10 protein-coding genes and 1 pseudogene are annotated in these 14,613 nt (G+C 68.4%); 8 read left to right on the plus strand and 3 right to left on the minus strand.

What is annotated here, in order from left to right; translation table 11 throughout:
• Window positions 1–68 precede the first annotated feature (68 nt).
• Window positions 69–1,085 (plus strand): acetylxylan esterase, encoded by a 1,017-nt coding sequence (locus CCN51_RS11630; RefSeq protein ID WP_014182360.1) that lies wholly within the window; start codon window positions 69–71, stop codon window positions 1,083–1,085.
• Between the two features lie 223 nt (window positions 1,086–1,308).
• Here the strand turns inward: CCN51_RS11630 and CCN51_RS57245 are convergent.
• The 3 genes and pseudogenes from CCN51_RS57245 to CCN51_RS11645 all read right to left on the minus strand — a co-directional run.
• Window positions 1,309–1,497: pseudogene (locus CCN51_RS57245) on the minus strand (LacI family transcriptional regulator); the annotation flags it as partial.
• 342 nt (window positions 1,498–1,839) lie between these two features.
• Window positions 1,840–2,904 carry a hypothetical protein gene (locus tag CCN51_RS11640; protein WP_143675770.1) on the minus strand — a complete coding sequence of 355 codons (1,065 nt, stop codon included), beginning with the start codon at window positions 2,902–2,904 and terminating at the stop codon, window positions 1,840–1,842.
• A gap of 48 nt (window positions 2,905–2,952) precedes the next feature.
• On the minus strand, window positions 2,953–4,962 hold the full coding sequence (locus CCN51_RS11645) for a beta-galactosidase (protein WP_014182358.1): 2,010 nt from the start codon (window positions 4,960–4,962) through the stop codon (window positions 2,953–2,955).
• A gap of 1,072 nt (window positions 4,963–6,034) precedes the next feature.
• Between CCN51_RS11645 and CCN51_RS11650 the strand changes: the two genes are divergently transcribed.
• The 7 genes from CCN51_RS11650 to CCN51_RS11680 all read left to right on the plus strand — a co-directional run bounded on the left by CCN51_RS11650 (window position 6,035) and on the right by CCN51_RS11680 (window position 14,546).
• Window positions 6,035–7,570, plus strand: coding sequence for an ABC transporter substrate-binding protein (locus CCN51_RS11650; protein WP_014182357.1), 1,536 nt, complete (start codon window positions 6,035–6,037; stop codon window positions 7,568–7,570).
• A gap of 44 nt (window positions 7,571–7,614) precedes the next feature.
• Window positions 7,615–8,619, plus strand: a complete 1,005-nt coding sequence (locus tag CCN51_RS11655) for an ABC transporter permease (protein WP_043492825.1) — start codon at window positions 7,615–7,617, stop codon at window positions 8,617–8,619.
• A 6-nt stretch (window positions 8,620–8,625) separates the two neighbouring features.
• Window positions 8,626–9,525 carry an ABC transporter permease gene (locus CCN51_RS11660; RefSeq protein WP_014182355.1) on the plus strand — a complete coding sequence of 300 codons (900 nt, stop codon included), beginning with the start codon at window positions 8,626–8,628 and terminating at the stop codon, window positions 9,523–9,525.
• 58 nt (window positions 9,526–9,583) lie between these two features.
• Entirely contained in the window at window positions 9,584–10,663 is a 1,080-nt protein-coding gene (locus CCN51_RS11665) for an ABC transporter ATP-binding protein (protein WP_014182354.1), read from the plus strand.
• Window positions 10,660–11,763, plus strand: coding sequence for an ABC transporter ATP-binding protein (locus CCN51_RS11670; RefSeq protein ID WP_014182353.1), 1,104 nt, complete (start codon window positions 10,660–10,662; stop codon window positions 11,761–11,763). Before CCN51_RS11665 ends, CCN51_RS11670 begins: the two co-directional genes overlap by 4 nt.
• The gene (locus tag CCN51_RS11675) at window positions 11,760–12,803 is read left to right on the plus strand and encodes a LacI family DNA-binding transcriptional regulator (RefSeq protein WP_043488352.1); all 1,044 of its coding nucleotides are present in this window, start codon (window positions 11,760–11,762) and stop codon (window positions 12,801–12,803) included. Before CCN51_RS11670 ends, CCN51_RS11675 begins: the two co-directional genes overlap by 4 nt.
• Before the next feature lie 141 nt (window positions 12,804–12,944).
• Window positions 12,945–14,546: an FAD-dependent oxidoreductase gene (locus tag CCN51_RS11680; RefSeq protein ID WP_014182351.1), complete on the plus strand. Its 1,602-nt coding sequence runs from the start codon at window positions 12,945–12,947 to the stop codon at window positions 14,544–14,546.
• Window positions 14,547–14,613 lie beyond the last annotated feature (67 nt).

Consider the following 14,613-nt stretch of genomic DNA (forward strand, 5'->3'; position numbering starts at 1 on the left):
CCAGACCGTGCGTGTGCCTAGGCGAATTGCTCTGCGGCGGCCGCACCTCCTGACCTAAGGTCGCGGGCATGACAGCCAGCACGGATGGCGCCCGTTCCGCCCGCGCCTTCGCACACGACTTTCCCTTCGACCCCTCCTACGGCCGTGGCCTGGGCGAGCTGTTGCGCATCCCCGCGCCCGAGGGCCCCGCCGACTTCGACGCGTTCTGGCAGGGCCGGTACGAGGAGGCCCGTGCGGTGGCGCCGCAACCCGAGGTCGGGCAGCTCGTCGAGGAGCGGGACGGGGTGCGGATCCACGAGGTGTCGTACGTGTCGGTGGGTGGTGTCCGGCTCGGCGGCTGGCTTGTGCTCCCCGCCGAGGGGGAGGCTGAGCACGGCTTCGTCATCGGGCACGGCTACGGAGGCCGCGATCAGGTGGGCCCCGACGTACCGCTGCCGCTGCCAAGGTCGGCGGCGATCCTGCCGTGCGTACGGGGCATGGCGGGTCGCAGCTTGATGCCCTCCGTGCCATGCGTCTCCGCCGAGCACGTGTTGCACGGGATCGCCTCGCGGGAGGCGTACGTCATCGGGGAGTGTGTCGCCGACCTGTGGTGCGCGGCGTCGGCGCTGCTGGAACTCGTCCCGGTACTGGGCGAGCCGGAGCCGCGGATCGGGTACCGCGGGGTGAGCCTCGGTGGCGGGCTCGGTGCCCTGGCGCTGCCCTGGGACGACCGATTCGCGACCGGGCAACTCACGGTGCCGACGTTCGGAAACCATCCGCTGCGCCTGACCCTGGACTGCGTCGGCAGCGGAGCGGCGGTGCGCCGACACCACGCGGACCACCCCGAAGTCGTTGATGTATTGGGCTACTTCGATGCGGCGACGGCGGCGGGCCGGCTGCACAAACCGGTACTGGTGGCTGCAGCGCTGTTTGACCCGTCGGTGCCACCACCGGGCCAGTTCGCCGTGTACAACGCGCTGGCCGAGGCGGGCGAGCTGCAGGTGCTGGAAGCCGGGCACTTTGAGTACGAGGGGACGCAGGCGGAGCAGGCCGAACTGGATGCGGTTACTGCTGAGTTCTTCGGCCGCATGCTCAGTGCTCCGTGAGCCGTCCGCGGCCCGGGAACCTCAGCCGTCCCGGGTGCTCCGCGGCGTGAAGCGGGCTGTGTCGACGGTGAATGTGCCGTCAACGGGCCCGCTGCCGCCGTTCAGCGATTACGCCGACTCCCCGCCACGGAACGTCGCCGCCTCGTGCCCCGTTGGTCGGCGGCTATGTCCCGTGGCCTGCGCATCCGCAACTGCCCCGGCGAGTGATGGACACCGGCAGCACGGCGCGCGCACCCTCGGCCTGCGTCATCATGCCGACGCGCAGATCGGGTTCTTCGGGCACGAAGACTCCGGCAGCGCGGCAGGCTTTGACGTACCCGCGGAAACGGGCCTCCACGTCCGGCGACTCCTCCGCGAACCCGACGTAGGCGAGGCGGCGCAGCCCGTGGTCCTCGAAGAGGTGGCGGGTGAGTAGCGGGACTGCGATGGCGTCGTGGTCTTCGACTGGTGGGCGGCCCGTACCACCGGGGCGATCGATGCCGCAGCCGCCGGCTTCGTCCTCGTCCGTAATGAGGGTCGACTCCCTTGACCAAGCCTGAGTTGGCGCTTGTCGCGGTGATCGGGCACAACACCTCCCTCGCCTGGACCCAGGGCGGCGGCAGCGCGAGTGTGGAACCCGGTGCGGATCGGGGTCGCGACGGCCGGCGAGCTGTGGCTGGGGCGGACGGCCGTGAGGTGCTGTATGAGGAACTGCTAGCACACGGGGCAGGTCTTTGTTCGGCGGGGGCCACGCTCTGTAGACGGCCGCTCCGGATCAGTCAGAAGGTATCGAATCCCTGCTGGTCACAGTGAAGGAGTACGACACTGCGAATGGCCCATGGCCGTACGTCACGGTAATGGCATCGAGAGGTTTGGCACCCAGCGTCGCCAGGTTGAGGGAGGCGCTGAACGTCTTCGAGTTCTTTTCTGTCTGTGTGACGGTCACATGCTTGGTGACGCGGTCGCCCACTCGTACATCGACTGTGCCTTGACCGAGGGTGTCGGCGTCCAGGTTCAGGGGTGCTGCCAGGTCGATTCGCACCTGCGTATCGACCTGTACGACACGCGCAGGGACACGGCCTCGCGTGCTGACCTTGAGCTCTGTCTGGTCGGCTGCCCGCCAGGCCAGTGATTCGTTCCATGCGGTGTTGAAGGCGACCCAGCCCTCAGTGTGGCCGATATTGCCCTGCTCGGGATTGAAGGGATAGTGCCCGTTCTTGGGACTCCCGTCGAGCACACCGGGAACATCTTCCAACAGCCCGGCGCCGCCGTAATATTCGGAGAACCATCCGTGCTCCACGCCCTCGAATCCCACCTTCTTGCTGGGCGCATCGTACGAAGCGTGCCGCCCAGTGGGGTTGCGGCCGAAGATGTTGTCCACCTGTGCTGTGGCGATCTCACGGAGTCGGCCGGCCAGTGGATCGTTCCCCAACAGTCGCGCCGCAGCGAGTGCCGGCGCGGAGAAGCCGGCTACGTTTCCGACCTCGTTGGGGTCGTCAGCGCCGCCCCCGCTGAAGGCTGGAATGGTCCAACGGTCGTCGGAGTACCGGCGGAAGTCCCAGAGATTGTCCGAGCGGTCGACTGTTATGCGAGCCCAGTCCCTGACGAACTGCTTCGTGCCATGGGGAACCTTGTCCGGATACATTTCGGCGAATTGCACCAGGCCGGTGATCAGTACGTATTCGCTCTGTCGCTGTCCCTTGGTGACGCGCGGGTCCTTGAGGTCCAAGTTGTTGATCAGCCAGGCGGCCTGGTTCTGAGCGGCCTGTGGATAGCGGCTGGCATCATCGCGCCCTTCGCGCTTCGCCACCTCGTACATCATCAGACCTTCATGGGTCACCTCACTGTTGGATGTGATGGTTGAGATGCGGCGACTCGACTGGCGAGGTTACTGATGACCCTCTGCCAATACTGCGACCTCGCCCGCCGGAATGGTGATCACGCCCGGTGAAAGGGCGCCTGATATGACCTCGACACCGGTCGTGGCCACCTGTGCGGGGTTACTGGTGTGGTTCACGGCGAAGAGCCAGGTCTTGCCGTCGGGGGTGCTTCGGCGCATGACCTCCACTCCATGGCCGGCCCCCTGCAGCGGAGTTGCACAGTCGGCCTGTGCGGCCCACTGGGGAAGGAGCCGCAGGAGGGAGGAGATGTCCGGGCGAGTGGCCAGGTACCGGATGTTGCCGCGACGGAGGACAGCTGGGCCTCCTTGCGCAGGCCCGTCGACGAATCGGCTCTCCACCTCGGTTCCCGGGTCGGGCAGCACACGCTCGGCCCACAGGTGGCCGGTCGAGTCGTCGTCCAAGCCAACCGATTCACCGGCAGCGAGCGGAAGGTACTCGTCCACCCGCAGGCCGAGCAGGTCACGCAGCGCGCCGGGATACGGGCCGGGGTGGATGCGGTCGTGCGGGTCGACCAATCCGCTGAACGGGCCGACGACCAGATGGCCGCCGCGTGCCGCATAGTCCTCCAGTGCCCGGGCCGTGTCGGTGGACAGGGCGTAGAGCGAGGGCACCAGCAGGAGGCGCTGTTCTCCGGGGACGGGCACCAGGTCGCAGGGCAGCCCGAGGCTCCACAGAGCGCGGTGCCAGTCGCGAAGAATGCTGGAGTACGTCATGTCGCTGCTGGGCCGGTGGGGCAGTTGCAGGGCCCACATGGCTTCGTAGTCCAGCAGCAAGGCTATGTCGGCCGGCGGACAGGTGCTGCCGGCGATATCGGCGAGACCGGCCACGGTGTTGCCGAGGGCTTTGGCCTCCCGCCAGATTCTGGTGTCCTCACCGCTGTGGGGAAGCATGGCCGAGTGCCACTTCTCCGGTCCGTATGCGGACTGGCGCCACTGGAAGAACAGGACGCCGTCCGCGCCGCGGGCGAGGTGGGTCAGTGTGTTGCGGGCCATCTCCCCGGGGGCTTTGGCGATGTTGCGGGGCTGCCATTGCACTGCGGAGGTGGAGTGCTCCATGAGCATCCAGGGCCGCCCGTCCGCGAGACCACGGGTGAGGTCAGCGGCGAAGGCGAGGTCGGCGGCGCGGTTCGGATCCTCGGACGGGAGATAGTGGTCGTTCGAGACGATGTCGACCTCGCGCGCCCACCGCCAGTAGTCGCTCCAACGAAGCGCGCTCGCCATGAAGTTGGTCGTGACGGGTCGGCCGGGGGAGTGGGCGCGCACGATGTCGCGCTCGGCGCGGAAGCAGGCCAGATGTTCGGCGTCGCTGAAGCGGTAGAAGTCCAGCCACAGCCCCGGCGAGAGGCTGCTGGTGCTGGTGCGTGGCGGGATGACATGTTCCCAAGCGCTGTATTGCATGCCCCAAACAGCCGTACCCCACTGGTCGTTGAGCGCGTCAAGGTCGTTTCCGTACGTGGTGCGCAGCCAGTTGCGGAATGCGTCGGCCGAGGTCGGGCACCAGCAGTGCGCGTTGGCGTTGGCGTACTCGTTGTTGATGTGCCACATCACCACGGCCGGGTGGTCGCCGTAGCGTTCGGCGAGGCGGCGGGTGACCAGCGCGGCGCGTTCCCGATAGGCCGGCGACGATGGGCAGTAGGCCTGACGGGAACCGGGCGCCAGCGTTCGCCCGTCGGCTGTCACGGGCAGCGCTTCGGGGTAAGCGTGGGAGAACCACAGCGGCGGAGCGGCGGTTGGTGTGGCCAGGTTGGCGGCGATGCCCGACTCGTGCAGGAGGGCGATGACCTCGTCGAGGCCGGAGAAGTCGAAGGCGTCCGGTTTGGGCTCGATCCAGGACCAGGCGAAGACACCGAGGGTCACCAGGTTGACGTTTGCCTCGCGCATCAGGCGGACGTCGTCTTTCCAGGTCGCTTTGTCCCACTGTTCCGGGTTGTAGTCGGCGCCGTAAGCGGGGCGCGGGATGCGGCTCCATGCGAGGTGCGGGTGGTCGGATCGCGGCATGGGGAAGCTCCTGAGTCCTGAGCTGCGAAGCGTGGGGTCGATTGGGCAGCGCTCGGCGGGGGTGGGTCGAGGTGTGGGATCGATCGGGTCTCGTCCGGACCATGGATGCCAAGGGGAGGGGGCAGCGCGACGGCGCCGCCGCATTCGCGCAGGGACACCGCGCTGTGTCGGTTCGGGGCAATATCAGGAGGCCGTGCACAGAAAGTTTCGAAAGCACCCCTGCTCACGGCCATGGGAGAGGTGTGCGCTCAACAGCTGAGGCTGGGCTGGTGCGGCCAGCAGGGGAGGTCGGGGCCGGGACAAGCGATTCCGCAGTGATGCCTCCGGTAACCCCGGGGCGTGGAGCTGTCGCTTGTCCATGAGAGCGTGCGGGATCGGGCCATCGGACATCAGCGGGAGGTGGGAGGCATGCACGACATCCCGTCGTGGTGCGCAACGCAGGTCCTGGGAGGCGGCAGTCGGTGCTGCGCTCCGCAAGTGCGCTCAACTTAGGGGGGCCACACGGGGGTGTCAATGCGGGTGCGCGCGCCGGGAGCGGCACCACGGAACGGGTTTCCCCTCTGCCGCCGGTCGAACCCCGCAGGTCGACCGGGTACGCGACGCTTCTTCGGCCGTGACCCATGACCTGCTCCACTTTCCCGAAGCTCCCCGCACTTCCGGCCGACGAGTCGCGGGCTGCGTCCAGTAGTACCGGCAGTTCGTTGACCGACAGCGGTCCGGTTCGGGGGCACCCTCGTGCGCGTCGGCCTCCCGCTGAGCCCGCTACCGGACAGGAGGTGGCCCAAAAACCCATTGTGTTCACGCCCTTGACGCATCCTTGCAACGTCCGTACGTTCCCTGGTCATACGTAGAAGCCATAGATCCAGGGCCCTTCTTGCTGTTGCTCATACGTATGAGCGGCGATTTCATGCCCTGTCCCGCCCTCACGAGGAGTCAGGAGTCAGCCATGCCGACGAGAAGAGCTTTCCTAGCGCGGACCGGCGCAGCGGTTGTTGCGATCCCCCTGGGAGCGAGTGCCTGCACCACCGGCACTGGCGGAACCGGGGCGGGCGGCAAGGACACGAAGGCACTCGTGTTCGGCAAGACCGACGGCGGGACGACATTCGTCCGCAACTACAACATGTTCGGCCCCGCCACGCAGAAGTCCCCCAACAGCGAGATGATCTACGAGCCGCTGGCGCGGGTCGACTACAACGACGGCGCGAAGGTCAAGCCATGGCTGGCCAAGAGCCTGGAGTTCGACGGGGCCGGCACCACGCTCACGGTGAAGCTGCGCGACGATGTGACGTTCTCGGACGGCAAGCCGATGACCGCCGACGACGTGGTGTTCTCGCTGGGCATCCCGCTGAAGGACCCCTCGTTCAACGTCGGTGGCACCACCTACGAGCGCGTCGCCAAGAAGGACGCCACCACCGTCACCGTCCACTGGAAGCAGCCGGCCTTCAGCGAACTGAATCAGCTCGCCTCGATCCAGGTTCCGATCGTGCCCAAGCACATCTGGGAGGGGAAGGACCTCAAGAGCTGGTCCAATCCCGATCCGGTGGGCACCGGTCCCTTCACCCTGGAGCGGTTCGTGGCTCAGCAGGTGACCCTCCGCGCCAGGGATGACTATTGGGGCGGCAAGTTTGCCTTGAAGGAGCTCAAAGTCGTGCCGACCAGTGGCGATGCCGTGCGGGCCCAGCTGCTGCGTGGCGACGTGGACTGGGCGCTCGTCGCCTGGAACGGCGCGGAGAAGGAGTACGAGGCGAAGGATCCCAAGCACCACCTGTATCAGAAGTACGCAACCGGTGGCACCTACGCTCTTTTCTTCAACACCGCCAAGGCTCCCTTCGACAATGTCCATCTGCGGCGGGCGCTGGCGATGACGATTCCGCGCAAGGACATTGTCGCCACGCTTCAGCGTCCCGGTACGGAGTCGGGTCCCACCGGACTGGTCGACGAGGTTTTCGGCGATGCGATCCTGCCCGAGTACCGGCACAAGGTGCAGCCGGTGGACGCCGCCGGAGCGCAGAAGGAGCTGGCGCTGAGCGGCTTCAAGGTCCAGGGCGGCAAGCTGGTCAAGGGCGGCAAGTCCTACGCTCCGAAGCTCTCGTTCAACCAGGACTACGGCTGGGACCCGTACGCCAACATCATGATCCGCAGCTGGCAGAAGCACCTCGGAATCACGGTGAAGCAGGTCGGTGCCCCCGGTGCCAACCTGTTCGAGCAGCAGCAGTCCGGCGACTTCGACCTCACCATCAACTACACGCTCGGCGCCGGCATCGGCGGCATCTACAGCGGGCTGAGCAGCCGGGCCTACCGCCCGCTGGGTGAGAAGGCCTCCACCAACTTCGGGCGTTGGAAGGACCGGGCCACCGACGCCGCGCTCGGCAAGCTGCTGGGGGCGAACGAGCCCGCGGTGACGAAGAGCGCCGGGGAGAAGCTCCAGAAGATCGTCGCGGAGCAGGTGCCGTACAGCCCCATCTACAACAGCTACTGGTTCATCGCCATCAACGCCTCGCACTGGGAAGGCTGGCCCGCCCCCGAGCACTTCTCCTATGTGCCGTTCCCGGGCCTGGGCCCCGACACCACGCTGACCCTGATGAACCTGAAGCAGGCCGCCAAGTGACTGCGGCGACCGTTGCCGCCGGGCCTGCCGCGCGCCCGGCCAGGGTGCCCCGCCGCTGGGGGTTCCTGGCGCGTCGCCTCGGCTTCTATCTGGCCGCCGCCTGGTCTGCGATCACCCTGAACTTCTTTTTGCCCCGGTTGATGCCGGGCGACCCGTCGGCCGGTATCGTCGACAAGCTGCAGCGGGTCAGCGGTCAGCAGGTGTCGCCGAGCGCCCTGGAGTCGATCCAGAAGGTCTTCGGTGAACCGGATGCCAATCTGGGCCGCCAATACCTCGACTATCTGGGCCAGTTGGTACACTTCGATCTCGGCATCTCGGTCAGCAATTACCCCGTGCCCGTGAGCGACCTGGTGTGGCAGGGGCTGCCCTGGACCTTGCTGCTGGTCGGCTCGACCACGGTGATCGCGTTCGTGCTGGGCACCGGTATCGGCGCGGTGGCGGGCTGGAAGGCGGGCGGCCGTTTCGACACCGTGGTCAGCCCGCTCACCACGTTCGTCTCGGCCATTCCGTACTTCTGGATGGCGCTGCTGGGGCTGTGGCTCTTCGCCTTCCTGCTGGGCTGGTTCCCGCTGGCCGGCGGATACGACGCCGACATCCCGATCGGCTTCTCCCCGTCGTTTCTGCTGAGCGTGCTGCATTACGGGGCGCTGCCCGCCGCCACCATCGTCTTCTCGGCCTTCGGCGGCTGGCTGCTCGGCATGCGCAACATGACGGTGACCACCGTGCGTGAGGACTATGTTCTTCTCGCCCAGGCCAAGGGTCTGTCCAGCCGCAGGGTGATGCTTCGCTACGCGGCACGCAACGCCGTCCTGCCGAACTTCACCGGGTTCGCCCTCGCCCTCGGCCATGTGGTCGGCGGCGCCCTGCTCACCGAAGTCGTCTTCAACTACCCGGGCATCGGCTATCTGCTCTACACCTCCCTCCAGCAGCGCGACTACCCGGTCATGCAGGGAGTCTTCTTCCTCATCATGCTGACCGTTCTGCTGGCCAACCTGCTGGCCGACTCGGTGTACGCCTTGCTCGACCCGCGCATCAGAGAAGGAGGGTGACGGGCGTTGAGCACCGCATTCCTCTCCAGCTGGAAGGTCCGCGTCGGCCTCGGCATCATGGCCTTCTTCTGCCTCCTGGCGGCACTCGGCCCCTGGGCGGCGCACACCCTGCTGGGCCTCGACCCACGCGCCAACGACATCAGCTTCATCGCCCAGCCGCCCAGCTCCCAACATCTGCTGGGAACCAACCAGTTCGGGCAGGACGTCCTCGCCCAGGTCATCGCGGGTGCCCGCGGCTCGATGTACGTCGGGCTGCTCGGCGCGGTGGTCGGCACGGCGATGGCGATCCTGGTCGGCGTGCCGTCCGGGTACTACGGCGGCAAGGTGGACGCCGCCCTGAACTTCCTGACGAACCTCTTCCTCGTCCTGCCGGTGCTGCCGCTCATCCTGATCGTCGCCGGCTATCTGGAGGGCACCGGACTCACCACCATCGCCCTGATCATCGGCTTCTTCGGCTGGTCCGGCGGGGCACGTACGCTGCGCGCCCAGGCCCTCAGCATCGCCAACCGCGACTTCGTACGGGCCATGCGCATGCTCGGCGAGCGAGGCCGCAGGCTGGTCTTCGCCGAAGTGCTGCCCCATCTGACCGGCCTCATCGCGTCGATGTTCCTGCACGCGATGATCGGCGCGGTGATGGCCGAGGCGGGGCTCGCGTTCCTCGGCATCTCCGACTCCTCGGCGATCAGCTGGGGAACGATGATCCAGTCGGCGCAGCAGCAGAGCGCCGTGCTGCGCGGCCTGTGGTGGTGGTTCGTCCCGCCCGGCCTGTGTATCGCCCTGATCGGGACGGCCTGCGCCCTGGTCAACTTCGGCGTCGACGAAATCGCCAACCCCAAGCTGCGGGTCGCCCGCCCCGTCTCGGTGCGGGGTGCCAAGCGGCTCGCCCGAGCGGGTGGTGGGGCGTGATGGCCATGTGTCCCGTGCCGCTGCGCTCGATGACCGTTCCGCCCGGAGGTGGATCCCGATGACCGTACAGGCCGAGCAGCGCACGCCGTCTGTGGCCCCCGCCGGACAAGCCGTCCTTGAGGTACGTGGCCTGACCGTCGAATACGCCACCGGCAGTATCCCCGTACGCGCCTGCTGCGATGTCTCCTTCACCCTGCGCCGGGGCGAAATCCTCGGCATAGCGGGGGAGTCGGGCTCCGGGAAGTCCACGCTGATCACCGCGCTGACCCGGCTGCAGCGTCCGCCGGCCGTCACCACTGCCGGGGAGATCCTTTTCCACGGCCGGGACGGCGCCCCGCCGGTCGACCTCGTCGCGCTCGACGGCAAGCAGCTGCGCCGCTACCGGTGGACGGCGCTGTCCATCGTGCTGCAATCCGCGATGGACGCGCTCAACCCGGTGATGCGGATCGGCGCCCAGTTCGCCGACGTCCTGCGGGCCCGCGACCGCTCGCTGAGCAAGCGGGATGCCTGGACGCGAGCCGCGGAACTGCTCGCCCTGGTCGGCATCTCCGCCGACCGCGTCCGCGACTACCCACACCAGCTCTCCGGCGGCATGCGCCAGCGCGCCGCCATCGCCCTGGCCCTGGCCTGCCGACCCGAACTGGTGGTGATGGACGAGCCGACGACGGCCGTCGACGTCGTGATGCAGCGGCAGATCCTGGCCCAAGTACTGCGCCTGCGGGGCGAGTTGGGCTTCGCGGTAGTCTTCGTCACCCATGATCTGTCGCTGTTGCTCGAACTGGCGGACCGGATCGCCATCATGTACGCCGGCCGCATCGTCGAGGTGGGCGAGGCGACAGCCCTCTACAGCGCCCCGAAACACCCCTACACCCAGGGCCTGCGGGATTCCTTCCCACCGTTGCGTGCCCCGCTGCGTACTCTGCGTGGCATCCCCGGCACCCCGCCCGACCTGCGCCGCCCACCGTCCGGTTGCCCGTTCCACCCGCGCTGCGCTCAGCGGACGGGGGGCTGCGACGAGCGGCTGCCGGCCCTGCTTCCCGTAGGGCCACAAGCAGGTCATCAGGCGGCGTGCCTGCTCCACGAGACCGAGACCGAGACCGAGACCGACAGCGGCGAGACGAAAGGCGGGATCCGATGAGCAAGGTCCTGCGCGAGAAGGCATCCGCGGCGGAGGTGCCGGACTACGTCCTGGAAGCACGGGACGTCTCCAAGCACTTCACCGTCCGCGGCCCGCTCGGCCGTACCTCCGTCGTCCGCGCCGTCGAGGACGCCACCGTTCGCCTGAGGCCCGGTCAGATCCTCGCGCTGGTGGGGGAGAGCGGCAGCGGCAAGACCACGCTGGCCCGCATGCTGGCCCGCTTCCACGAACCGACCCAGGGCGAGATCGTGCTCCGGGGCGAGCCCGTGAGCGGCAACCGGCGGGCCCGGCGCGCCTACCACTCCGAGGTACAGCTGATCTTCCAGGACCCCTTCGGATCGCTGAACCCGCTGCACCGCGTGCGCTACAACCTCGACCGTGCGCTGCGCCTGCACCAGCCGCACCTGACCGCCACCGGGCGAGAGCGGCGGCTCACCGAGCTGCTGGAGCGCGTCAGCCTCACCCCGGCCGCGGAGTTCGCGGCGAAGTTCCCGCACGAGCTCTCCGGCGGGCAGCGCCAGCGTGTCGTCATCGCTCGCGCGCTCGCCGTGGAGCCCAAGGTCCTGCTCGGCGACGAGCCGATCTCCATGCTGGACGTGTCGATCCGGCTGGAGATGCTCAACCTGCTGCAGCGGCTGCGCACCGAGGACGGCCTCGCGCTGCTCTACATCACGCACGACATCGCCAGCGCCCGCTACCTGTGCGACGAGATCGCCGTGATGTACGCCGGACAGATGGTGGAGTCCGGCCCCAAGGAGGAGGTGATCGCGTCTCCGCAGCACCCGTACACCAAACTGCTCATAGAGTCCTCCCCGGACCCCGAGCGCGGGGTGGGGGACCGCGAAGCTCTCTTCGCGGGCGCCGACGAGCTGGGTGAGCCGCCCAGCCTGATCGACCCGCCGACGGGCTGCCGGTTCCACCCCCGTTGCCCGTTCGCGATGCGAGAGTGCATCGATGAGACCCCGCCGCGCACCGAGCTGGGCGAAGGCCACTGGGCGACGTGCTGGCTGCACGTCAAGGGCCGGGCCGGGGAACTGGCCGAGACGACACACGCCGCGGCGGCCGCCGCCCGGCGCGAGACGATGCAGGGAGCATTGTGACAGCACGACGGCGTGAGAAGGCGCCCAGCCAGGCGGACGTGGCGCGACTGGCCGGCGTGTCCCAGTCGGCGGTGTCCCGGGTGATCAGCGGGAACGCGGCGACCGCGCGTATCCCGGAGGAGACCCGGCAGCGTATCTTCGAGGCGGTGCGCGAGCTGGGCTACGTCGCCAATCCGGCTGCCCGGGCCATGCGCAAGCAGCGCAACAACCTGCTGGGTGTGCACACCTTCGAACGTGTCTTCCCGCGCGTCCACGATGACTTCTACTTCGAATTCCTGCTGGGGATCGAGGAGCGTGCCGAGGAGACCGGCTACGACCTGGTGCTGTTCACCTCGACCGGGGCCGGTACCGACGGCGAACGCAAGATCTACAGTCACGGCACCAACCGGCTCAACCTCGCCGACGGCAGCATCCTGTTCGGTGTCGCCACCGACCGTGGCGAACTGGCCCGCCTCTGGTACGAGGGCTATCCGTTTGTCCACATCGGCCGCCGCGACGTGCCCGGCGCGGAGATCCCGCAGATCATCCCCGACTACCGATCGGCCAGCGGACAGATCGTCGAACGGCTGGTGCGGCACGGCCACCGGCGACTCGGCTACGTCCGTGAGTGGCTGCAGATGGAGCCGTACGACGACCGCCGCCTCGGCTACGCGGAGGCCGTCGAGCGGCACGGGATGACCGACACCTCCCCGGGATTCCACGGTGCCATAGGCATCGACGAGGCCTGGCTCGACGAGGTGGCGCGCGGTGCGGTGACCGCGATCGTGGTGGAGTCCGTGGGGCTCGCGGTGTCCCTGCGCGAGCAACTGGCCGCCCGCGGACGGAAGATCCCCGACGACGTGTCCGTCGCGGTACTGGAGGCGGCGCCCGCAGACCCGTCGGGGCAGTGGGACTCCCTGGTGATTCCGCGCGTCGAGATCGGCCGTCTCGCCGTGGATCGGCTGCAGGCCATGCTCGACGACCCCGATCTGCGTACCGGCAGCCTGTTGGTGCCCTGCCCGCTGATTCCCGGCACCACCATCGTGGACGCGAGCGAGTAGGCCGGCGCACCGCCCGACACCCGACACCCGGCACCCCGGACGCGCCGACGCACGAGCGGCGCCGTCCGTCGGTCCCGGCTGCCTTGACACCGACGACCGACCACTGTGACCGGCGGAGCCGGTGGAAGGAACCCCAACCCCATGACTGAGATACGAACCGAGGTCCTCGTCGTCGGAGGCGGCCTCGGCGGCGTGGCCGCAGCACTCACCGCCGCCCGGCTCGGCCGCACCGTAGTGCTCACTGAGGTCACCGACTGGCTCGGCGGGCAACTCACCGCACAGGCCGTACCACCTGACGAACATCCCTGGATCGAAGGCCCGGCCGCCCCGCCCGGCTACACCGAACTGCGCCGCCGTGTCCGCGACTACTACCGCCGCAACTATCCCCTCAGACCCGATGCCGCACAGGACCCGCTGCTCGACCCCGGGCTCGGCATCGTCAGCCGGATGTGCCACGAACCGCGGGTGGCGGCCGCCGTCCTCGAAGAGATGCTCGCCCCGTGGCGGTCCTCCGGCGCGCTCACCGTCCTGACCGGATACGAGCCGGTTGCCGCACACACCGACGGCGACCGCATCGAGGCGGTCACGCTCGCCGGCCGGCACGGCGAACGCGAGATCACCGTTCAGGCCGACTACGTCGCCGACGCAACCGAACTGGGCGACTTGCTGGTACTGGCCGGTGTGGAGCATGTGATCGGCGCGGAAGGTCGCGACGAGACCGGGGAGCTGCACGCCCCCGAGACCGCCGACCCCCGCGACCAGCAGGCCGTATCCTGGTGCTTCGCCCTGGACCACCGGCCGGGCGAGGAGCACGTGATCGACCGGCCCGCCTCCTACGACCACTGGCGCACCACCGTCGCCCCGTTCTGGCCCGGTTCGCAGCTCTCCTTCACCGACGTCGAGCCCATCACGCTCCAGCACCGCACGTGGGCGCTGATGGGCGCCGACCGGGCGGCGGGCGAGCACTTCGACCTGTGGCAGTTCCGCCGCGTCCTGGCCCGCGAACAGTTCGCGGCCAGGGCCTTCACCTCCGATGTCACCGTGGTCAACTGGCCGCAGATCGACTACTGGGAGGCGCCTGTGCTGGGCGTCGACGACCAGGCGCGACACGCAGCACTCGAAGCCAGCCGCGATCTGTCACTGTCCTTCCTGTACTGGCTGCAGACCGAGGCTCCCCGCCCCGATGGCGGCACCGGCTGGCCCGGCCTGCGGCTGCGGCCCGATGTGACGGGCACCTCGGACGGGCTGGCGAAGACGCCGTACGTTCGGGAATCGCGCCGCATTAAAGCGGAATTCACCGTTCTTGAGCAGCATGTGGGCGTCGAGGCCCGCCCGGTGGGCGCCGGAGGCGAGGTGTTCCACGACAGCGTGGGCCTCGGTAGTTACCGCATCGACCTGCACCCCAGCACCGCGGGCCGGTCGTACATCGACATCGAGTCCTACCCGTTCCAGATCCCCCTGGGCGCACTGATCCCTGTCCGCGTCGACAACCTTCTGCCCGCCAACAAGGACATCGGCACCACGCACATCACCAACGGCTGTTACCGACTGCACCCTGTTGAGTGGGCCATCGGCGAGGCGGTCGGCGCCCTCGCCGGATTCTGCCTCGACCGGTCCCTGCCGCCCCGTAAGGTCCGCTCCGATCAGCACCATTTGGCCGACTACCAGCGCCTGCTCAGCCACACGCTCGGTATCCAACTCGCCTGGCCGGAGGAGATCCGTTCCCGGCCGCACCACTACTGACGCTCCACCCAACCCGACAGCCGTCGCCCGACGGCCAGTTCAGCTCCCGTGCCCCCGGCTCCCTGAC

The sequence above is a fragment of the Streptomyces milbemycinicus genome, assembly GCF_002154605.1.
Classification (GTDB): Bacteria; Actinomycetota; Actinomycetes; order Streptomycetales; family Streptomycetaceae; genus Streptomyces; species Streptomyces milbemycinicus.